Origin of the sequence: Bacteroides sp. 3_2_5 (assembly GCF_000159855.2) — a bacterium.
Classification (GTDB): domain Bacteria; phylum Bacteroidota; class Bacteroidia; order Bacteroidales; family Bacteroidaceae; genus Bacteroides; species Bacteroides fragilis.
Window position 1 is genome coordinate 241,150 of sequence record NZ_JH636046.1, and the last position, 23,507, is coordinate 264,656.

The following is a 23,507-nucleotide window of genomic DNA, read 5'->3' on the forward strand; positions in this document are numbered from 1 at the left end:
TCCAGTGAATCGGTAAGCATAACCAAACGCTCACTCACAATTCCTCCCTTTTCTTTCTTCTCTTGAATATATTCCTTCAACTCAAACGGCCAAACCGAAGAAAAAAAACTTTAGATTCAAAATAATAATTCTTCTATTTTAAAGTTGCAATCATCAAAATCGGATTGCTATCCTCAGTCGCACTTTCCAAAACTCGGATTAGCTCCTTTTTCTTGGATTCATCTATTACGGTAGATGATTTTATTTGGTCTATATCAATCCAGTTTTCATCACCGCCAGGTTCTAATATATCTATCCAGTATTTACCGGAAGAACGGCTGTCAACAGTAAAATCACCTCCACCTAAATCATTATCTAACACAAAATCACGTTTCATTTGGCGCAAAGGAAAGCTAAACCAGGGGACATCACGCTCGGTTATTGCACTTTGTCGCTTCTGCAGTCTAACACTTCCATCTTTTTTATTATAGCAATAGGTATATACCTCCTCGCCTTTACTACCCACCAAATAAATGAAAGCTTTAGTCGGATAGTAGGACTTGATCGAAAAATAATCGAAAGCCTTTCTATCTTTAAACCATAAGTGAGTAACCTCATAGTCTCCTTTCTCTTCTCTTGTACAAATTACATATTGAGACAAGAGGTCATTCGTCGCATCGTCATAGCAATAAATTGTATCAGTATCTGGATATTTAAGGGTCAGTTGATTATTGTAAGTGTCTATACTGGTTTGATATTCCATCCAAAGATTAATCATTCTACCTTTATCGACACAGTTAGCTATAATTTGCTCTTCTCTACCCATATGTGCTGGATTCTTAAATAATTTTTTTTCTTGAAAAGCCGTGTCCAAAAAAGCAAAAGACCACAATGAATCTTTATCTATTAATTTATATAAAGCTATATTCTGAGCAGCAAAGAAATTTCCATTATATAAGATATATTGACTATATACAGATGAGAATAGATTATTGATTGTCTGCTGATCAACTATTTTCTTTTTAAACTCTCCCTTGAAATTATATACCAAAATACCATTGTTATTAGAAATAATATAGACCTCCTTTTTATATTCATCAACGAGAAAGGTTGAAAAATTGACATATTCTCCTGGAGCTTGCCCTATACTGCCAATTCTATTCAAAAATTTCCCCGTTCGGGAAAAACGATAAATATAAAATTTATTAAAATCATGAATCCATATATCATGTTCTGTCACTTGTATTCGTCTTATTTCACCTAACATAGATTGATCTGTCATTTCCAAAGGAACAATTTCTAGTTTTTCAGCAGATTCACTCAGCAAAAGTGAAGGTACAGTCGATACATCCTCAGAAAGATTAATGACAGGTATTCCTGACTTGGATATAGGCTCTTGCTTCATATTGGAACTGCATCCCAATAGCGTAATTATTAGTAATAATATAGACTTCATCACAATTTATTTATTAGAAACAACATATTTTTCCATCATAGGAACCTACTCTATTATTTTAAAGTTGCAATCATCAAAATCGGATTGCTATCCTCAGTCGCACTTTCCAAAACTCGGATTAGCTCCTTTTTCTTGGATTCATCTATTACGGTAGATGATTTTATTTGGTCTATATCAATCCAGTTTTCATCACCGCCAGGTTCTAATATATCTATCCAGTATTTACCGGAAGAACGGCTGTCAACAGTAAAATCACCTCCACCTAAATCATTATCTAACACAAAATCACGTTTCATTTGGCGCAAAGGAAAGCTGAACCAGGGCACATCACGCTCGGTTATTGTGCTTTGTCGTTTCTGCAATCTAACACTTCCATCTTTTTTATTATAGCAATAGGTATATACCTCCTCGCCTTTACTACCTACCAAATAAATGAAATCTTTAGTCGGATAATAAGAAAAAATGGAAAAATAATCGAAAGCCTTTCTGTCTTTAAACCATAAATGAGTAGCTTCATAATCCCCTTTTTCTTCATCTGTAAAGATTGCATATTGAGGCGAAAGTTGGTTTGTCGCATCATCATAACAATAAATAGTATCGGTATCCGGATATTTAAGGGTCAATTGGGCATTATAAGTATCCATACTGGTTAGATATTCCCTCCAATAATTAACCATTCGGTCCATATTGGCACGGTTGGCTATAATCTGTTCTTCTCTACCTACATGCGCCGGATTTTTAAAATATTTCTTTTTTTGAAAGTCGTCGCCCAAAGAAACGAATGACCACAATGAATCTTTATCTATCGGCCTATACAATCCGAAATTTTGAGTAGCAAAGAATTTTTGATTATTCAAGATATATTGATCATACGGAGATGAAAACAACTGCAAAATCATTTGAATGTCAATAATTTTTCTTTTAAAGTTTCCTTCAAAATCGTATGCTAAAACACCGTTAGTATTGGCTATAATATACACCTCTTTTTTATCTTCATCGACAAGAAAAGTTGAATAAGTGGTATATTCACCCGGACCCTGGCCGATGCTACCTATTTTATTAAGAAATTTTCCCGTACGGGAAAAACGATAAATATAGAATTCGCGTCCATGATCTATCCATATATTATGATCAGTTACTTGCATTTCCGTAATATCACTCAATACAGATTCATCTGTCATTTCCAAAGAAACAATTTCCAATTTCTCCGCCGCCTCACTCAAAAGAAGTGAAGGTACAGTCGATACATCCTCAGAAAGATTAATGACAGGTACTCCTGACTTGGATATAGGCTCTTGCTTCTTATTGGAACTGCACCCCAATAATACAAATACGCCGATTAGCAATAAGGACATGTGTTTCATAGCCACAATTGAATTAAGATTTATTGTTTGTGCATAAGGTCCCCACTATCCAATATTAGAGACGAGAATCTCCCTGCAAATATTTTCACGGCTACAATATACTACATTTTCGTAGTATATAATCTTTTTTTGCAGTTTTTTTTCTCCCATACATCTTTTATAACCTAAACCTAAATAGTATCATTTTGTACCATAAAATATTTCTTAACTGTAGCCAGCTTACGAGTGCTAATCCTATAAATTTTATTATTATCCATCTTTATATGATATGCCCCGTCCTGAAGTACACAATCTACAATACGCTCTTTATTTACTATAATTCCTCTATTTATCAGCAGAAAATCGGCAGGCAATTTTTCCAGAATCACACGTAGGCTTATTAAAAACAGAATACTGTTCCTACCTCCTATTTGTAATATACAGTAAGGCTTGCTATATTCCACAGCAATTAAATCCTGATACAAACATTCTCCATAAGATTTCTTATATGAAAACGTTATCTTATCTTCTCTAAACTCTATTTTATCCATGGCTAACAGATTTGAATTACATCACTCAAAAAGGGACCTCCCTCCTTGGTTCAAAGTTAAATCATGTTGAACCAATTCGCAAATTATCTACCCGGACAAATTCATGAAAAATAATACGATATAAACCACTGTATATAAGCACAATAGACATGAAGCGCACGATTTTAACCCTAAATACCCGGACAGTTACAAGCTTGTAATACAAGTCAATTTTACCATTATACCTACTTTTACCCTCTATATCCACCAATATAATGCCAACGGTTCTTCCAAAAACCTTCTTATGGTCCACTCCTATAAAAGACAATATTTAGTCCATACCTTCTTTTGAATTTTATAAAAAAACATTCGTTCTTTTACTCCAATATTACCACTATAGGATTGTCTTCTTCTTTACTACCCGTTTTCTTTTTCACTTCATCACACAACTCATCAGGTTGCAGCAGAGCTATAAAACAGCCATCAGAACTTACTCCCCTAACTCTGAGAGATTGTCTATTAACTGTATCCAACAGTCTATCTCCGCACATCAACACAACTCTATGATCAGCTTTATAATATAGTCCACAAAAAGCCTGCCTATTTTTAGTATAGAACCCTGTATGAAAATGAAAATAAATACATCTCTCATTTTCCAAAGCATAATCAATCATGATTTTCTTTTCACATCCACCTTCTTCCAACCGATCTTGATATTGCCAAGCCCAATCCCCTAGCTCGAAAATTAAATAAGGTTTAATTTTACTATCCGACAGCGTATAGATCGTATCGTTGAATGTTTGTTTTAATCTAATATCATTCTCAAACCGCCATAAGGAAGGACTATTAATGGCTGTGTAAAACTTTCCACCATTGGCAAATGAAGCCATTGTCAAATCACCGCCATAAGATGCATAATCCCCTAAAAGTTCCGATACAGATTGCAAATCATCCATAGGAAGTAAATCTACCGGTAAACCTACTATATCTGTAATGTGATTAGAGTTTTCGTCTATACAAAACAAGGGTGACGTCCGATTGGAAATATAAAGTTTATTATGTCCCCATAGTTTACCATAAGTAACATATAGATAGCTTTGCTGCAAATTATAGCGTACATTATCATCTATACAAATTCTATCTTTATAATTACCAGCTAAATCATACAATATTAAATCATTACCCCAACCTAAAACATATATTATGTTTTGGTCATAATCAACCCAATAGTTCACTTTTCCCCAAGCATCTTTAGCATATCCCTGCGGATCTGTTCCGACATGACCTATATCCCGAATAAATTTACCGGTAGATCGATCAAAAAGTTTCAGGCATTGATTTACGGAAGATACAAGTATGGCATGCTCTAACACCCGCATATCCGGCATTTCTCCCACAAGGCTACTATCATTTGTTTCCAATGCTACATATCTCACATTAGAAGATATTGTCTGTGCCGTTATCTTTCCCAAAGCATTCATTGCTGCACCCACACTTATCTTATTATCCGGCTCAACATTTTGCATACATGAATACAAAACACATATAAAAATTACATACAAAACTTTCATACAGAATTCATTTTAAGATGTCATTATTATATCACAACCTTTGATCTGTATTATACAGATCAAATTCAGCAGACCACATAAAGTACAATGACGAAATAAACAGTTTCATACCCTATGAAATTAAATTAATTAACGGGAGCGCCTCCAAGCAGTCCTTTCCACAACTACTATTCTCTATATTGCAGTCCATAAAAGCACATATTGTTTTCACCGATTTTATCACCTCCCGTATACGGCAACAAGATCAAAGAATCTGTAAAAGCCAAATCGGGATAGATAGATGCACCGGCAGGAATCACATACTCTGCACTATTCAAAAAATCAGGTGATATACACATGACGGAAAAGGGCTTTCCTCCCACTCCATGACCATCTAAAGGCCCCTGTTGAATACGCCAGAACACATTATGATAGGCATCGTAACACAATGGGAAATAATAACCGGTTTTGAGGCATCCGAAACCGGGCTCCGACCCATTTATATCCGGTAAATGGAAAAAAGGATCTGTAAAGGTAGAAGGAAAATCATATTCTTTACTCTTTTTTACAGACAGATCGTAAACATAAACTTTGGAAGACGCAGGGAAATTATAAATCAACCGGTCACCGTAGGGAAGCACGTTGACACAACCCAGTAATTGCATATCTCCCTCTTTCCTTATCACATCAGGACAATGTATCTCCACTTCATCCCGTATATTCCAATCGTCACACGAAACAATCAGCACTTTCTTCGGATATTCTCCCGTAGTATCTTTCTCATAAAAGTAGAGGGGTAAAGCCACTCTTCCATTCGCAGCATCAAATCCGAAGAAGCTATACACGCTAAAGTAAACAGTAAGATCGGGAACGGCTATTCCATACCCTTCTTCCTTAATCTGCGGAAAATCATTGAGAAGTTTCTTAGACACCACTTTTCCATCCTGACCAACCCGATACAAACCACCGGTATTCAGTATGATAAACGAATCTTTATAATAGCCGATCCCTTTGGGAGCAAGTATCTGATCCGGACCATCCTTAGCCAGAGCTATTTGCTTTAATGGCCGGCGATCAGCCAGATTCAGAATGTCAATGGAATGAAGTTTTCCATTATAAACAATCAGGCACTCTTTACCATCGATCCGGGCTGAAGTAGAATAGCAAAAAGTACCGGCATAGCTTTGTAAATAATCATCATTAACATCAAATGCAAAAGCTTCTATTCTCTGAAGTTCAGTTTTCACCTGCGTTTTTTTCTCTCCACAAGCAATAAGACCCAGAATCAGCATCAAGGTCCATACATTAACAAAAAAGGTGTTCTGTTTCATATTAGTCGTTTTAGTCGTTTTGCAACAAAGCTTTGGGTTCATGAGCAACGTATCAATCCCCTAAGGCATCAAGTAAAAACATATATTCCGCTTCATTCTTCTGCCTGTTTATCAAAAAATAAGGCTTAAAATTATTTCTCCAAAAATAAGGATTGCATTTAATAAAAGCAAACTTTTCAGCGAGAAACAATACATATATTTATTTGCGAATCAATAAAATACGAACATATCGTAATTTAGTGTTGATAATCAGGCGGGTATTAAACAAATCATAGAGACGACCACACACTCAATAGACAAAGCTCGACCAAAGAAATAGAGAAACGTAAGGAAACAGAGTGTTTCTATGACAAATAGTTGCAATATACCGTTCCCAGCTAACCGAACATTGGTAGAATCGGCAAGAAATAGAAATGAAAATGAATAAAAAAAGCAATGATATACAACAAAAGCGAATAAATCCAGAGAAATGGCATAATCATGCAAGCAGGATATGAATAAACAGAATATGGTAAGTTAACTTCATGAAAGGAGTAAGTTAACTTCCTGTCGGTAGAAAACTAATTCTTTGCCAACAGGATGTTAACTTACTAAAAACGGAGGATAAATCAGTGACCCAATTGGGGAAGAAAGAGGCTGGTTGCATACTGAAAAAGAAAAAGCACCGATAGAAGAAAGAAAGCAAACAGCAAGCACAGGAGACAAGTAGACAGACGGATCAAGGAATATCATATCCAAACATCCGCCAATCAGCAAAACAGCTACAATATAGACAAACACAGAAGCCAAATGCAGCGCATTTTTTGCGCTGCATGAATCTTCATCCGAATTTATCCGGTTACAGACAGAGCTTACCGGACAAATTGTAAATTTGACAAAATGAAATTAACTCGTCATTTAGGAGGGAAATCGACTACAATAACGAATTTACTTCTGACCGGTATTTTTTTATCTGTCATTCCGGGTAAAAGTTTAGCCTGCCGGATCAGCCTTAAGGCTTCTTCATCCAATTCTTTCAGCCCACAAGTTCCCTCGCTCTTATTCTTCATAGCCCCGCTCTGAGGATCGAGATCCCATCCATAACTGATGCCTACACCTGTAATTGTTCCGTCTTTTTCTGCTATGCCACGCACAAGGACGCGCTTGCCCTTTTTCGGATCCCAATCTTTATATTTATTATGAGTACGGAAATAATCAATGGCATCAGGAAGTATAGCTGAATATGGAGATACACTCCACACTGTATCCGCCTCCGATGCTACTTCGGACTGAACGGCAGTCTTTACCGGTTCCTCTTTTGCCGGTTGTTGTTCCTGCTCCGTTATTTTCTGAACCGGATTAGCAGAAAGTATCAGACTTTCTCCTTTTGACTTAAACTTACCGACCAGAATATAGTTATTATCGTCAACGGAAATCGAATTCTTTAATTTTGTAAGTCGATCTGATTCTTCTTTAGAAAAACGTTCGGGTCTAGCAAGGACTTTTTCCAATTCATCAATCAAATCTCCCGGATCGAGATTCATCAGAAAACGTCCGTCCTGAAAACAGTCGTACGGATACTCGACCGGAATGCCCCCAAGTTCATCAATCACCAATGTACAATAGGTCCCTTTCAGGCTATGCTTATCTATCAAAACATTCATTGGAGGCATACCCTGCCCATTAACAACCTCTGTTATGATGTTGACCCAATAATGTCCGGGAAACTCCGTATACGTATGCTTGGGAATATCCTGAGTCCCGAAATTGGCGGTAAAAACAGGAACCAAACGATTCTCTTTCGCATCATAGTGATACAAGGAATCTTGTACGGCAGACCAATTAAAGATGAAGAAGTCAAAAGAACCGGCATTCCGGTTACTGCTCACTTCATTGCTGTAATCATCATAAGTATAATAAGGAGTCGAACTGATGGATTGCAATACATTTCCTTTGAGATCTTGTTGCCAAAGCACAAACTTATTTTCTAAATCCTGGAAAGGCAAGATGCCCATAGTCAATAGATTCTTTTTCGTATCTACCCGGAACACTCCTTTAGGAACTCGGGCCGGCAAAGGTATCGGAGGAAGTATATTTCCATCCAAGTCAAAAACCAATAGTTGATTTGAAGTCCACGGAAGCATATAAATCCGATTATTCACTTCATCGATCTGAGCATCATAAATATTGGTATACTCACCGGGACCTTGCCCAAGCCCGCCAATCTGACGCAGGAAAGTCCCATTCTTATCAAATAACTTACAAGGCATTAAATAACTTCCCAAAAGCATGTACCGGTCAGAGACCGCCATATATCCGGACTTGACTAATGCCGTATCCCGGGTTTCAAGCTTGATAATCTCCAGGTCGTCTACCAACTGGCTGAGCCGTATCTGCATGGTATCTTTTATCAACCCGACGTCCAATACCACTATACTGTCAGTACCGGCCTGTTTCCAGGTCGCTACCAAAGGACAATCATCCAAAGATTTCTCATCTGATGTTTTTATTCCCGAACAAGAAGCATGCAAAAGAAGTACTCCGCAAAATAAAAGAGAATGAAGTGATTTCATAGTTTGTGTATTAATAAATAAATCAATGGCAAAGGTAGAGAAAGAAAAAGGAAAAGAAGAAAAAGGAAGCGGACATTACAGTAGTCATTTCCCATTCTTTATCAACACTTTATATTATCAAACATACAATACTGGCGGACATATCACCTGAAACTGCTTCTTTTTCGTTATTTTTGCCTGCACAAAAACAAATAGAATGATGGAACATCCACTTAATCAATTTAAATACTGTCCGAAATGCGGTTCTGCCGCTTTTGAGATTCACAACGAGAAGTCTAAACAATGTACCGATTGCGGGTTCGTTTATTATTTCAACCCGTCATCGGCTACAGTGGCACTGATCTTAAACGAAAAAGACGAGTTACTGGTATGCCGCCGTGCCAAAGAGCCGGCGAAAGGGACGCTGGACCTTCCGGGTGGCTTCATCGACATGAACGAAACGGGTGAAGAAGGAGTAAGCCGGGAAGTAGAAGAGGAGACCGGACTAAAAGTGAAAAAGGCAACCTACCTGTTTTCCCTTCCGAACATTTATATCTATTCCGGGTTTCCTGTACATACGCTCGACATGTTTTTCCTTTGCCAAGTGGAAGATACAAGTCACTTTGAAGCAATGGATGATGTGGCGGACTCGTTTTTCGTCCCATTGTGCCAAATTAATCCCGAAGAGTTCGGGCTGGGCTCTATCAAAAAAGGGTTAAAAAGATTCCTGAAAGAGAGGTAAAATACATAAAAACAAGTACTTTTGTCAAAACTCTGAATTATGAAAAAAAAGATATCACGATTGATATGTGCCGTGGCATGTTGTGTGCCTGTCGCCTTGCAGGCACAAACCAGCGAGAAAATAACGTCTCCCGTAAATCTGTATAAAGAAGGGAAAGAGCTGTTCCTGCAAAAGAACTATGCAGCCGCAATGCCTCCCCTGCGCACATTTGTCCGCCAGAAAGCGGACGTGAACCTGAAAGAAGAGGCTGAATACATGTTGGTATGTTCGGCGTATGAATTGAAAGACCGTAATGCCATCGCGCAACTACGCAACTATCTGGACACCTATCCGGATACTCCTCACGCAAACCGTATTTATGCACTGATTGCCTCTGCTTATTTTTATCAGGGCAACTATGATGAAGCTCTCGCCTTGTTCAACTCTTCCCGCCTTGATTTGCTGGGCAACGAGGAACGGGATGACATGACCTATCAGTTGGCTACCTGCTACCTGAAAGTCGGCAATGTCAAAGAGGCCGCCATCTGGTTCGAAACCCTGAAAGCAAGCAGTCCCAAATATGCGAATGACTGTTCTTACTATATCTCATACATACGTTATACGCAAAAACGGTATGACGAAGCACTGAAAGGCTTTCTCCCCTTGCAGGATGACGCAAAATACAAGGCATTGGTGCCCTATTATATCGCTGAGATTTACGCCGTCAAAAAGAATTATGACAAGGCACAGATCGTAGCACAAAATTATCTGTCTGCCTATCCGCAAAACGAACACGCCGCGGAAATGTATCGGATTCTGGGAGATGCCTATTATCATTTTGGAGATTATCACAAGGCGGTCGCCTCTTTCCGGAATTATCTGGAAAAGGAAAATACTCCACGAAGAGACGCACTTTATATGCTGGGACTGTCTTACTTTCAGACCGGCGTATTTTCCAAAGCTGCCGAAACACTCGGAGAGGTCACTACCGAGAGCGATGCACTCACTCAAAACGCATACCTGCACATGGGACTCGCCTATCTGCATCTGGCTGAAAAAAACAAAGCCCGCATGGCATTCGAGCAGGCTGCCGCCTCGAACGCAAACCTGAAAATTAAAGAACAGGCCGCCTACAACTATGCATTGTGCATCCACGAAACATCTTATTCGGCTTTCGGCGAGTCGGTAACTGTTTTTGAAAAATTCCTCAATGAATTCCCGAACTCAGAATATGCGGAGATGGTAAGTAGCTATCTGGTAGAAGTGTATATGAACACACGGAGCTATGAGGCGGCCCTGAAGTCAATCGACCGCATCGCACATCCCGGTAAACGCATTCTGGAAGCAAAGCAACGTATCTTATTCCAACTGGGCACACAAGCATTCGCCAATACACAATTCGAACAAGCCATCGGTTATTTCGACCGCTCGCTCGGACTCGGACAATACAACCGCCAGACCAAAGCCGACGCCCTCTACTGGAGAGGCGAAGCTTATTACCGCTTGAACCGTATGGAGGAAGCTAAACGGAACTTCACCGATTATCTGCAATTGACCCAGCAGACCCATAACGAGATGTATGCCCTGGCACATTATAACTTAGGCTATATCGCATTTCACCAGAAAGACTATACACAGGCACAAAACTGGTTCCGGAAATATATCAGCCTGGAAAAAGGGGAAAACAAAACGGCACTGGCCGATGCTTATAACCGCATCGGAGACTGTTATCTGGATGTGCGCAACTTTGACGAAGCCAAACATTATTACTCACAGGCAGAAGCGATGAATACTCCTTCGGGAGACTATTCATTCTATCAACTCGCACTTGTATCGGGCCTGCAAAAAGATTATTCAGGCAAAATCACTTTGTTGAATCGCCTGGCAGGTAAATATCCCGCTTCCCCCTATGCCATCAGCGCCCTGTACGAAAAAGGCCGTTCTTATGTATTGATGGACAACAATCAACAGGCCATCGCTTCGTTCAAGGAACTATTGGCTAAATATCCCGAAAGTCCTGTCAGCCGCAAAGCAGCGGCAGAGATCGGATTGCTCTATTACCAAAACGAGGACTACGACCAAGCTATTAACGCTTACAAGCAAGTCGTACAAAAATATCCGGGAAGCGACGAAGCACGTCTGGCCATGCGTGACCTGAAGTCGATCTATGTGGATATGAACCGTATCGATGAATTTGCGGCGCTGGCTTCGGCTATGCCGGGCAACATCCGCTTCGATGCGAGCGAGCAGGACTCACTGACTTATATGGCAGCTGAGAAGATTTACATCCGGGGACGAGTGGAGCAGGCCAAAGAGAGCTTCGGAAAGTACCTGCAAACTTTCCCGGATGGAGCATTCGGACTGAACGCACACTATTATCTCTGCTTGATAGGCAAAGAACAAAAGAACTACGACATGATTCTGGAACATTCGGGCAAGTTGCTTGAGTATCCGGACAATCCTTTCTCGGAAGAGGCATTGATTATGCGTGCGGAAGTACAATTCAATAAAGTACAGTTTGCCGATGCACTGGCAAGCTACAAAATGCTGAAAGAAAAAGCAACTACCGCCGAACGCAGACTGCTGGCCGAAACCGGTATGCTCCGTGCGGCTTATCTGCTAAAAGACGATACGGAAACCATTCATGCGGCAACTGCCTTATTATCGGAAGCCAAACTAAGCCCGGAACTTAAGAACGAAGCCCTGTATTACCGTGCCAAAGCTTATCTGAATCAGAAAGCAGACAAAGCCGCCATGGGCGACTTGAAAGAACTGGCCAAGGATACACGTAACCTATACGGTGCAGAAGCAAAATTCCTGGTAGCCCAGGAACTGTATAACTCACAGAACTATGCCGCTGCCGAGAAAGAGTTGCTGAACTTCATCGATCAAAGCACACCGCATGCCTACTGGCTGGCGCGTGGCTTCATCCTCCTGTCCGATGTATATGTGGCTATGGATAAAAAGTTGGATGCCCGCCAGTATCTGCTGAGCCTGCAACAAAACTACCATGCTGACGATGACATTGAGAGTATGATTGAAAGCAGACTGAACAACCTTAATAAGTAACAGAGTATGAAATATAATAATTATATCCTTTTAGGAATTGCTTTTACTGCACTGCCCGTTTCGATACAGGCTCAGACGCAGCCCAAAGATACGACTGTAAACCGCACCGTAATAGTGGAGCAGCAATATAATCCGGACATAATGGATGCTGCCAAGGTAAATGTCCTCCCCAAAGTTGAAGAGCCCTCCGTAAGCAAAAAGGAGGTGGAGTACGCTACATTCACAACTCCCGCCACTTCGATTCCGGCAGGGACTATAGGCGCTTACACCGGCAAAGAGATACAACCGGGATTCATCCCGGGTTATGTTCGCCTGGGATATGGCAACTACGGTAACCTGGACGTTTTAGCCAATTATCTGTTCCGTCTCTCGGACAGGGACAAACTGAACGTGAACTTCAAAATGGACGGAATGGACGGTACGCTGGATATGCCCTTCGGTGATACCCGAAAATGGAACGCTTTCTATTACCGTACACGGGCCAATGTAGACTATGTACACCAGTTTGCAAAACTGGATTTGAACGTAGCCGGTAATTTCGGCCTGAGCAATTTCAATTATGAACCTTACGGATTCAAAAAGCAGAAATTCACCTCCGGTGACGTACACTTCGGAGTAAAATCAACAGACGAAACCCTGCCCTTGCAATACCGGGCGGAAACCAATCTGATGCTATACGGACGGCAGCAATGCCAACTCTTCGGAGGGGTAAACGAAACAATGGTACGTACTCTGGCAACCGTAAGCGGTTCAGTCAGTGACGAGCAGACAGTAGCTATCGGATTTGCCATGAACAACCTGATCTACGGGAACGAACTGAAAGAAAATAAAGACCGGATAAAGGATATTTTCAAAAATCGTACAACACTTGATCTGAATCCTTACTACGAATTGAATAATGACAGTTGGAGAGTACATGTAGGCGCCAACGTAGACCTCTCTTTCGGAAACGGGAAAGCTGTCCGCGTGTCTCCGGACGTGAAAGCTCAATATGTATTCTCGGACAGTTACGTACTATATGCCAAAGCAACAGGAGGCAGACAATTAAATGACTTCCGCCGGCTGGAAACTTATAATCCGTACCTCGATCCGGGACAGGAGGTAAAAGACACTTATGAACAACTGAATGCCGGACTGGGATTCAAAGCCAGTCCGACACCCGGACTTTGGTTCGACATCTTCGGCGGATACCAAAATCTGAAAGATGATTTATACCAATCGGCAGACGCCTGGGACGGTGGAGACGGAGCAAACTACATTGGTTTGGGACAGACCCATACGGATAACTTTTACGCAGGTATCAAAGCCAGCTATGAGTACAAAGACTTATTTGCTATTTCAGCAGGCGGAACTTATTATCATTGGAATGCGGACGCTCAAACAACCGGTTCAAAATCCTCCGATTATAATGAAGCGTTACTGATGAAACCGGAGTTTGACCTCGGAATTCACACGGAAATTCATCCGATAGCCGCGCTTTGGCTAAACGCAGGCTACCAATATACCCGCAGGGCCGAACGTTATACCGGACTTTACGCGAAAAGTATTCCTGCCGTCAGCAACCTGAGCTTGGGAGCCACCTACAGAATCTTTAAAGGAATTTCGGCATATGTAAAGGCTGACAATCTGCTGAATAAGAAATATCAGTACTACTTATACTATCCGGTTGAAGGAATCAATTTTGTGGGGGGACTGAGCTTCCGGTTTTAAAAGATCCTCAAAACCAGATCCGGTTATTTAGTAAAACTCAGGAGTTAAAGAAGTCATCGGTCTGACCGGAGGTAAAAAGGCCGAAGTGAATTATTACCGGGAATTTACTTCCGATTAAAGGCTTTCACTCCTCTAACTCCTGAGTACAAAAAATTTAAAAGATTCTTATAAAAAAGGTCTTTTTTTGCAAAAAAAATCAGATTCTCTCTATATTATAAGGTAAAGAAAACGTTTTTTTCTACTTTTGCGGGCAATTTATATGTTTTAATATCACAGATATGCAGAAAAACCTTGTCATTGTCGAATCTCCAGCAAAAGCAAAAACGATTGAAAAGTTTCTTGGGAAAGATTTTAAAGTCCTCTCAAGTTACGGACATATTCGCGACCTGAAGAAAAAAGAATTTTCTATCGATATAGAAAAGAATTTCAAACCCAAATACGAAATACCCGCAGAGAAACAAGAGCTGGTTGATAAACTGAAAGAAGAAGCAAGCAAAGCAGAAACCGTATGGCTCGCATCCGATGAGGACCGGGAGGGAGAAGCCATTTCATGGCACCTTTACGAAGTCCTGAAATTAAAACCTGAAAATACGAAACGTATCGTTTTTCACGAAATCACCAAAACAGCTATACTGAAGGCTATCGAACAGCCACGCGACATTGACATCAACCTGGTGAATGCTCAGCAGGCACGCCGTATCTTAGACCGTATCGTGGGTTTCGAACTTTCACCTGTTTTGTGGAAAAAGGTAAAACCTGCACTTTCTGCCGGTCGGGTACAATCGGTTGCCGTACGTCTGATCGTAGAACGCGAACGTGAGATACAGGCTTTCAAGAGCGAAGCTTCTTATCGTGTCACAGCTGTTTTCCTCGTACCGGATGCTGACGGCAAGCTGGTAGAGATGAAAGCAGAACTGGCACGCCGCCTGAAGACAAAGAAGGAAGCCCAAAAATTCCTTGAATCATGCAAGGCAGCCACATTCTCTATCGAAGATATCGTAACCCGCCCGGTAAAGAAAAGCCCGGCAGCCCCATTTACCACCTCAACCCTACAACAGGAAGCTGCCCGCAAACTCGGCTTCACTGTAGCGCAAACCATGATGGTTGCACAGAAGCTTTACGAATCGGGATTAATCACCTATATGCGTACCGACTCGGTGAATCTGTCTGAATACGCCACAGAGGGAAGCAAAGTTGCCATCGCACAGATGATGGGCGACCAATATGTGCATCCACGCCATTTCGCTACGAAGACCAAAGGAGCTCAGGAAGCGCACGAAGCTATCCGCCCGACTTACATGGAAAACCAGACCATCGAAGGATCGGCTCAGGAAAGAAAACTATACGACCTGGTTTGGAAACGTACCATAGCCTCACAAATGGCAGACGCCGAACTGGAAAAGACAACGGCAACCATCGGTATCAGCAACGGTAACGATAAATTTACCGCTACCGGAGAGGTGATCAAGTTCGATGGTTTTCTGCGTGTATACAAAGAATCGTATGATGACGACAATGAACAAGAAGACGAAAGCCACCTGCTGCCACCCCTGAAGAAAGGACAAATGCTGGAACATCAGGGAATCGTAGCTACCGAACGTTTCACACAACGTCCGTCACGCTATACCGAAGCCAGCCTGGTGCGCAAGCTGGAGGAACTGGGAATCGGACGTCCGTCAACCTACGCACCGACCATCTCTACCATCCAGCAACGCGAATATGTGGAGAAGGGGGATAAACCGGGAGAAGAGCGCTCGTTCGATATACTGACCTTGAAAGATAATCAGATTACGGATATCAAACATACGGAAATTGTCGGAGCAGAGAAATCAAAACTATTGCCAACGGACATCGGCACTGTAGTCAATGACTTCCTGACCGAATACTTCCCCAATATCCTGGATTATAACTTTACGGCAAACGTTGAAAAACAATTCGACGAGATAGCTGAAGGCGATAAGAAATGGACAAGCATCATGAAGGATTTCTATAAGGACTTCCATCCTTCAGTAGAAACGACACTGGCTACCAAAACCGAACACAAAGTAGGTGAACGGATTCTGGGAGAGGAACCTAAAACCGGAAAGCCCGTATCGGTGAAGATCGGACGTTTCGGCCCGGTAGTACAGATCGGTACGGCCGATGACACAGACAAGCCACGCTTTGCACAGATGAAGAAAGGACAGTCTATGGAGACCATCACTCTGGAAGAGGCACTGGACTTATTCAAACTGCCGCGCAAAGTCGGAGAATTTGAAGATAAAACCGTAACAATCGGTACCGGACGCTTCGGACCTTATGTATATCATAATTCTAAATATGTGTCTTTGCCCAAAACTTATGACCCGCTGGAGGTCACACTGGACGAAGCTATCGAGCTAATCCTGGCTAAACGTGAAGCGGAAGCGAAAAAGCACATCAAGAAGTTTGATGAAGATGCAGAAATGGAAATCCTCAACGGCAGATACGGACCTTACATCGCTTACAAAGGAAGTAACTACAAAATTCCCAAAGATGTGGTACCGGTCGATCTGAATTACCAGACCTGCCTGGAAATCATAAAACTGCAAAGCGAAAAAGCAGAAAACGCTCCGAAACGCGGACGCTACGCTAAGAAAAAATAGCCACATTCGGGCATCCCGACTGAAAAGTACAAATAATACAGATTATACTTACTTTCTCTAAAAAGTAGATAAGGTCTGTATTGTTTGTACTTTTTTTGTTTTTCAAACTATTATTCAGCAAGTTATCATTTTAATTGTTTATCTTTGTAGAACAAACAAAACGAACAGTCTATGAAGAAAGTCATTTTAGCAGTCGCCTCCATTGCATTGTGGGCTTCTTGTATCGAGGATGAGAAAGATTATTCTCAGATTATCGAAACACGTGTAGCAAATTGCGAAACATCCAAAGATTTCAGCGTACCTGTCAAAGAGGGGTATACCACCTTTGTCACCTCCGGAGAAGATACCCTGGCAATGGCTAATGAACCTATCACCATCCGTATCCCCAAAAACGCCACAATATCGACTCGTGCCGAAGGAGACGGTATCAACATCAGTTATACGATTCTGGACGAAGGATCGGAAACAACTTACGCAAAGGTGTGGCAGGCCATCATGTTCGAAGATACGCAGAATGGTGATTACGATTACAACGATTTGATTATCCATGTAAAGAATACCGCCAGTAATCACGCCTACCAGCATCCCACCGAGACTTGGCAAACGATAGAGATCCAGCCCATCGCATTGGGAAGCACCAAGACGATCAAACTAGGGTGTATCCTATCCGATGGCTCAACGCACATGATCAGCGATGACGTCAGAACTGATTTATTCGGCGGAAGACAGGGATTCATCAATACGGTCAATGACAATGACCCGATACGTTACAAACTGGCTTCAACCAATATAAAAAACTATGCCATGCCCAAGAAAGAAAAAACCTCAGCAGCGTGGGTAGCCTGGTTCATTGAGGTAGACGGAAAACGGATGTACGCTGCCAGCTCAGACATCGATTACAAATCCTACGATATGGTAAATAAGGAAAATATGCCTTATGGCCTGGCCGTTTCGAATGGTAATGGCACGTTCAGCTATCCACAGGAAAAGAACAGTCTTTTTGAGACGTATCCGGGCTTTAGCGATTGGATCAACGGTAAAATAAGCTCCATCGGCAGTTTCCAAAAAGAACTTGTCTACAAATATTGCTCCGGCGGCATTATCGGCGAAGACGGTAAATCACATAAGATCTGGGATTATCTGGATTTAAACTAACCTGAAATAACCGGTCATTATTGGCAGTGGCGATCCATGGCATAAAAAGTGCTTGGATCGCCACTGTCTGTTTTATCCCCTACCTTATGGCAAGACTCCCCCGTAATACAACATACGGGATCTCTTTAGCAGTTGTGTCCCGGCTAAAGAAACCCCGTAGTTTCTATTTTTGTTCAAAGAACTTCTTACATTCTATCCGGCACCTCAATGCCCAGCAATCCCATACCTAAACGGACAACCTTGGCAATATTGGCAGACAGAGCAATACGGAATAACTTCACGTCTTCATTTTCTTCACGCAAGATACTGAAATCATGATAGAACTGATTGTACTCTTTCACCAGGTCGTAAACGTAGTTGGCGATACCCGACGGGCTATAATCTTCACCTGCCTGGCGCACTACCGCAGCAAAATCGGCAACCATCTGAATCAATCCCTCTTCCTTCTCGCTGAGTTCGATATTGGCCGGAAGTACTTCCGGAATCACGATACCCGCTTCGGCGGCTTTGCGCAACACAGACCGGATACGTGCATACGTATACTGGATAAAAGGTCCTGTATTACCGTTAAAGTCGATAGACTCTTTCGGATTGAAAGTCATATTTTTACGGGCATCCACTTTCAGGATAAAGTATTTCAGTGCACCCAATCCAACGATACGTGCAATATCGTCCGCCTCTTCTTGTGTCAAGCCGTCCAGTTTGCCCAATTCCTGAGAGGTTTCTTTGGCTGTCGCAATCATTTCGGCCATCAGGTCATCAGCATCCACCACCGTACCTTCACGTGACTTCATCTTGCCTTCAGGCAGTTCGACCATACCATAAGAGAAATGCACCAGGCTCTTGCCCCACTCAAATCCGAGTTTATCCAGCAAGATAGACAATACTTGGAAGTGATAGTTTTGCTCGTTACCTACCACGTAGATCATTTTATCGATGGGATAATCGGCAAAACGCAGCTTAGCCGTACCGATGTCCTGAGTCATGTATACCGAAGTTCCATCGCCGCGAAGCAACAGTTTGTGATCCAATCCTTCGGCTGTCAGGTCAGCCCAGACAGAACCATCTTCCTTTTTGAAGAAGAAACCTTTCTCAAGGCCTTCCATCACTTTCTCTTTACCTTCCAGGTATGTATTGGATTCATAATAGATTTTATCGAAACCGACTCCCATCTTACGGTACGTTTCATCAAAACCGGCGTATACCCAGTTATTCATCATCTGCCAAAGCGCACGCACTTCCGGATCACCGGCTTCCCATTTCACCAACATCTCACGCGCTTCATTCATCAACGGGGAGGCAGCTTCCGCCTCTTCCTTCGACATGCCTTTCTCCATCAGCTCTGCTACTTCAGCTTTGTAATGCTTATCGAAAGCGACATAATAATCACCTACCAGATGATCGCCTTTTTTGCCTGATGATTCGGGAGTTTCACCCTTGCCATACTTTTGCCATGCCAGCATCGACTTACAGATATGGATACCGCGATCGTTGACAATATTGGTTTTAACCACCTTATTGCCGTTCGCCATGACGATATTGGCCAACGCATTACCCAACAGGTTATTACGAACGTGGCCCAGGTGAAGGGGTTTATTGGTGTTGGGAGAAGAGTACTCAATCATCACCAGCGGGGCATTTTCATCTGCCGATACAATGCCATATTGCGCATCGGCATGAATTTCATTAAGCAGTTCGATCCACGTAGCCGACGCAACGGTCAGATTCAGGAAACCTTTGATCACATTAAAAGCTGCCACAGCCGGTTCATTGGCTTTCAGATACTCACCGATTTCCTGTGCGGTTTGCTCCGGGCCCTTCTTCGACATTTTCAGGAAGGGGAATACCACAAGGGTGAGGTGTCCTTCAAACTCTTTTTTCGTCTTTTGCAGCTGCACCTGCGCGGCAGGTACATCCTGTCCGTAAAGTGCTTTGAGTCCGCTGATTACGGACGTCACAAGTTTATCTTCTATCTTCATATCCAAGTTATTATTCTGCGCGCAAAGATACAAAAAAAGGAGACGCTAAAGCGCCTCCTCTCTTAATTTCTTTTCAACTATAAATGCTTATTTTATAGCATCTGTCAGCTCAGCACCCGGTTTAAATTTAGCAACTTTCTTTGCAGGAATCTCAATTGCCTTCTTGGTAGAAGGATTGATTCCCATTCTTGCTGATCTTTCAGCTACAGAGAATGTACCAAATCCAACCAAGGAAATTTTGTCACCAGCCGACAAAGCTTTTGTAACCGAAGAAAAGAAAGCTTCAAGCGCTTTCTTAGAATCCACTTTACTCAAGCCGGATTCCGCTGCCATTGCATTAATAAGTTCAGCCTTATTCATAATACGTAAATGATTAATTAATATATGTTACACAAAAGATATCCTTAAAATCCTCACAAATATAAAGTAACAAAACAATATATCAAATAAAAACATCAAAAAAACACATCAAATTGTTGAAAAAGAACTAATAGTAGATTATTTTTCTGTTGTAGAACAGAATTTATTCGTATTTTTGCGTTCATTATGATGTGCGAAGAAGCTAATACGCACATTATCACATTAATTACATTAACAAATAAGAAGGATGCCTACTGTAACAAAAAACCTGATAATTATCAATGTTCTCCTGTTCCTCGCACAATTTGTAGCACAAAGCTATGGGATCAACTTATCCGACTATCTGGGTCTGCACTTTTTCCTTGCCGACAATTTTAATCCGGCACAGCTATTCACTTACATGTTTATGCACGGGGGATTCACCCACATCTTCTTTAATATGTTTGCGGTATGGATGTTCGGACGGATTCTCGAACAAGTATGGGGCCCGAAACGTTTTTTATTTTATTATATCCTCTGCGGCGTGGGCGCAGGCTTACTTCAGGAAGGAGTACAATACATACAATACGTGACCGAACTGTCGCAATATACCAGTGTAAACATCGGTACGGGTATCATCCCTATGAGTGAATACCTGAACATGATGACTACAGTGGGAGCTTCGGGAGCCGTGTACGCCATCTTGCTGGCTTTCGGAATGCTGTTCCCCAACCAGCAGTTGTTCATCTTCCCGCTGCCTTTCCCTATCAAGGCAAAATTCTTCGTTATCGGATATGCCCTGATAGAACTGTATGCAGGTTTTGCCAATAATCCGGGCGACAACGTGGCGCACTTCGCGCATCTCGGAGGAATGATATTCGGATTCATCCTGATCATGTACTGGAGAAAAAAGAACAGAAACAATGGGACATATTATAACTGACCTGAAAGAAGCGTTTCGTAGAGGGAACGTCTATATTCAACTGATATTCATCAACGTTGGAGTATTTGTCATTACAACGCTGATCGGTATCTTACTGCAGTTGTTCAACCGGAGTGCCGCCGGTATCTTCGAGCTGCTGGCTTTGCCGGCTTCTTTTACCCGATTTGCATGGCAGCCATGGTCTATCTTCACCTACATGTTCATGCATGCGGGATTTCTGCACATCCTGTTCAACATGCTATGGCTCTATTGGTTCGGGGCACTGTTTCTGTATTTCTTCTCGGGCAAGCACCTGAGAGGCCTTTATATAGTAGGAGGAATCTGCGGCGGACTGCTTTATATGATTTCTTATAATGTTTTCCCGTATTTCCGTCCCATGACCGCCTACTCCACCATGGTAGGCGCATCGGCTTCGGTGCTGGCTATCGTCGTGGCAACAGCCTACCGGGAGCCGAACTATCCCGTACGCCTTCTCTTCTTCGGCAATGTACGGTTGAAATATCTGGCCCTGATCGTGGTACTGACCGATCTGCTGTTCATCACATCGAGCAATGCGGGCGGGCACATCGCCCACCTGGGCGGAGCACTGGCAGGACTCTGGTTTGCAGCAAGCCTGAACAAAGGGAAAGACATCACTTCATGGGTCAACAAGGCGCTCGATGCCATCGCCGCCCTGTTCAGCGCCAAAACCTGGAAGCGGAAACCCAAGATGAAGGTGCATTACGGAAACAATACCCGTCAGAACGACTACGATTACAACGCCCGCAAGAAGGCACAATCGGACGAGATAGACCGGATTCTCGACAAGCTGAAGAAGTCGGGATACGAGAGTCTGACAACAGAAGAAAAAAAGAGCTTGTTCGACGCAAGCAAAAGATAGCACATGAAGCATATAGGCAGATTAGCCCTATTCTTATGTCTGGCTGTCAACGCATTCTTCATCGGAATGTTACTGTTGACAGCTTACAGCCCGTATATCAATCCCGAAGTGCATCCGGTGCAGTCATGCCTGGGACTGACTTTTCCCATTTTTCTCGTCATCAACTTCTGCTTTCTGATCTTTTGGCTCATCGTGCGTTACCGTTTCGCACTGGTACCCCTACTGGGATTCCTCCTTTGCTATCCGCAGTTGCGTACCTATATGCCTGTCAACCCGGGAACGGCCGGACAACCGGAAAACAGCATCAAACTCCTTTCGTACAACATCATGTCCTTTGGGAACATGAAGAAAGAGAACGGACAAAACCCCATCCTGAATTATATAAAAAACAGCAACGCCGACATCGTCTGCATGCAGGAGTATGCCGGCTCCGAAACCGCCAAGATACATCTCAGCAATAAAGAGATCAGGCAGGCATTAAAGGATTATCCGTATCACAACATCAAGCAAGTGGGAAAAACCGGAGCAGGCAGTCAACTGGCCTGTTACTCGAAGTTTCCGATTCTATCGGCACGCATGCTCGACTACCGGAGCAACTACAACGGCAGCATGGTTTACGAGATCAAGATAGGAAAAGACACCGTGCTGCTGATAAACAATCACCTTGAGTCGAATAAACTTACCCGAGAAGACAAAGTGGTATATGAAGACATGCTGAAAGATCCGAAGGCGGGAAAAGTGAAAAGCGGTGTACGGCAACTCGTCAATAAACTGGCAGAAGCTTCGGCCATCCGCTCGGCACAGGCGCGCACCATCGCTCAGGAAATAGCCCATTCACCTTATCCGTCGGTCATCGTTTGCGGCGACTTTAACGACTCCCCGATTTCGTATGCCCACCGGGTCATCTCGCAAGATATGGACGATGCTTTTACTGAATCGGGATGCGGGCTGGGCATCTCATACAACCAGAATAAATTCTATTTCCGGATTGACAATATTTTGGTCAGTAAAAACCTGAAAGCGTCCGGATGCACGGTGGACAATTCCATCAAAGACTCAGACCATTATCCCATCTGGTGCTATATTACGCTCCCCGATTAATCGCAAACGACAATCCCTTTCAGAAGAATCTGAATAGCTTCGCCCGTTACGGCTCTTCCCCAAAGCACGCAAAGGAAGAATTGTTCTTTTGTTCATGATTCATCAGCCTTGCAAGCAAAAAGACAGGAAAAAGACCGATCCGCTAACTCGTCTTTACAAAAAGAATGCCCAACCGGAGGCCGAACAGGAAGAAAACCGGGTCATTGAAGGGTCAAAGCCGGGGATTAAGTAAGAATAAGTCCGGATTCGATACTAAAAGCCTCTTC

Annotated in this window: 17 protein-coding genes; 9 read left to right on the forward strand and 8 right to left on the reverse strand. The window is 42.4% G+C overall.

The genetic code is table 11. From position 1 onward, the window contains the following. Positions 1-133: 133 nt before the first annotated feature. The 6 genes from BSHG_RS01060 to BSHG_RS01035 all read right to left on the reverse strand — a co-directional run bounded on the left by BSHG_RS01060 (position 134) and on the right by BSHG_RS01035 (position 8,741). Complete coding sequence (locus BSHG_RS01060; protein ID WP_008661575.1) at positions 134-1,435, reverse strand: 6-bladed beta-propeller; 1,302 nt, start codon at positions 1,433-1,435, stop codon at positions 134-136. Positions 1,436-1,488: 53 nt separating this feature from the next. Then, positions 1,489-2,799: a 6-bladed beta-propeller gene (locus BSHG_RS01055; protein ID WP_008661577.1), complete on the reverse strand. Its 1,311-nt coding sequence runs from the start codon at positions 2,797-2,799 to the stop codon at positions 1,489-1,491. A 170-nt stretch (positions 2,800-2,969) separates the two neighbouring features. Next, positions 2,970-3,329 carry a LytTR family DNA-binding domain-containing protein gene (locus BSHG_RS01050; protein WP_005791209.1) on the reverse strand — a complete coding sequence of 120 codons (360 nt, stop codon included), beginning with the start codon at positions 3,327-3,329 and terminating at the stop codon, positions 2,970-2,972. Positions 3,330-3,685: 356 nt separating this feature from the next. Then, positions 3,686-4,879 carry a DUF4934 domain-containing protein gene (locus BSHG_RS01045; protein ID WP_008661579.1) on the reverse strand — a complete coding sequence of 398 codons (1,194 nt, stop codon included), beginning with the start codon at positions 4,877-4,879 and terminating at the stop codon, positions 3,686-3,688. 167 nt (positions 4,880-5,046) lie between these two features. Then, positions 5,047-6,189, reverse strand: coding sequence for a DUF4221 family protein (locus BSHG_RS01040; protein WP_008661580.1), 1,143 nt, complete (start codon positions 6,187-6,189; stop codon positions 5,047-5,049). An 893-nt stretch (positions 6,190-7,082) separates the two neighbouring features. After that, the gene (locus BSHG_RS01035) at positions 7,083-8,741 is read right to left on the reverse strand and encodes a 6-bladed beta-propeller (RefSeq protein ID WP_008661581.1); all 1,659 of its coding nucleotides are present in this window, start codon (positions 8,739-8,741) and stop codon (positions 7,083-7,085) included. Between the two features lie 25 nt (positions 8,742-8,766). Here BSHG_RS01035 and BSHG_RS23680 point away from each other — a divergent pair, with 25 nt between their 5' ends. The 6 genes from BSHG_RS23680 to BSHG_RS01010 all read left to right on the forward strand — a co-directional run bounded on the left by BSHG_RS23680 (position 8,767) and on the right by BSHG_RS01010 (position 17,999). Further along, entirely contained in the window at positions 8,767-8,892 is a 126-nt protein-coding gene (locus BSHG_RS23680) for a hypothetical protein (RefSeq protein ID WP_005791201.1), read from the forward strand. A gap of 48 nt (positions 8,893-8,940) precedes the next feature. Beyond that, positions 8,941-9,462: an NUDIX domain-containing protein gene (locus tag BSHG_RS01030; RefSeq protein WP_005791198.1), complete on the forward strand. Its 522-nt coding sequence runs from the start codon at positions 8,941-8,943 to the stop codon at positions 9,460-9,462. A 39-nt stretch (positions 9,463-9,501) separates the two neighbouring features. After that, on the forward strand, positions 9,502-12,510 hold the full coding sequence (locus BSHG_RS01025; RefSeq protein ID WP_005791196.1) for a tetratricopeptide repeat protein: 3,009 nt from the start codon (positions 9,502-9,504) through the stop codon (positions 12,508-12,510). 6 nt (positions 12,511-12,516) lie between these two features. Continuing rightward, entirely contained in the window at positions 12,517-14,220 is a 1,704-nt protein-coding gene (locus tag BSHG_RS01020) for a TonB-dependent receptor (protein ID WP_008661582.1), read from the forward strand. Positions 14,221-14,498: 278 nt separating this feature from the next. Beyond that, the gene (gene topA / locus BSHG_RS01015; RefSeq protein ID WP_005791192.1) at positions 14,499-16,844 is read left to right on the forward strand and encodes a type I DNA topoisomerase; all 2,346 of its coding nucleotides are present in this window, start codon (positions 14,499-14,501) and stop codon (positions 16,842-16,844) included. A 171-nt stretch (positions 16,845-17,015) separates the two neighbouring features. Beyond that, positions 17,016-17,999 (forward strand): DUF4842 domain-containing protein, encoded by a 984-nt coding sequence (locus tag BSHG_RS01010; RefSeq protein ID WP_008661584.1) that lies wholly within the window; start codon positions 17,016-17,018, stop codon positions 17,997-17,999. A gap of 185 nt (positions 18,000-18,184) precedes the next feature. Here the strand turns inward: BSHG_RS01010 and argS are convergent, their stop codons facing one another. Next, entirely contained in the window at positions 18,185-19,978 is a 1,794-nt protein-coding gene (gene argS, locus BSHG_RS01005; RefSeq protein WP_005803924.1) for an arginine--tRNA ligase, read from the reverse strand. An 87-nt stretch (positions 19,979-20,065) separates the two neighbouring features. Next, entirely contained in the window at positions 20,066-20,338 is a 273-nt protein-coding gene (locus tag BSHG_RS01000; RefSeq protein ID WP_005791188.1) for an HU family DNA-binding protein, read from the reverse strand. A 247-nt stretch (positions 20,339-20,585) separates the two neighbouring features. On the opposite strand from BSHG_RS01000, the gene BSHG_RS00995 reads away from it, so the two are divergent. The 3 genes from BSHG_RS00995 to BSHG_RS00985 are packed head-to-tail and all read left to right on the forward strand — an operon-like array spanning position 20,586 to position 23,241. After that, entirely contained in the window at positions 20,586-21,260 is a 675-nt protein-coding gene (locus tag BSHG_RS00995; RefSeq protein ID WP_005791187.1) for a rhomboid family intramembrane serine protease, read from the forward strand. Continuing rightward, positions 21,241-22,140, forward strand: a complete 900-nt coding sequence (locus tag BSHG_RS00990; protein ID WP_005791185.1) for a rhomboid family protein — start codon at positions 21,241-21,243, stop codon at positions 22,138-22,140. Before BSHG_RS00995 ends, BSHG_RS00990 begins: the two co-directional genes overlap by 20 nt. 3 nt (positions 22,141-22,143) lie before the next feature. Next, entirely contained in the window at positions 22,144-23,241 is a 1,098-nt protein-coding gene (locus BSHG_RS00985; protein WP_005791183.1) for an endonuclease/exonuclease/phosphatase family protein, read from the forward strand. Positions 23,242-23,507 lie beyond the last annotated feature (266 nt).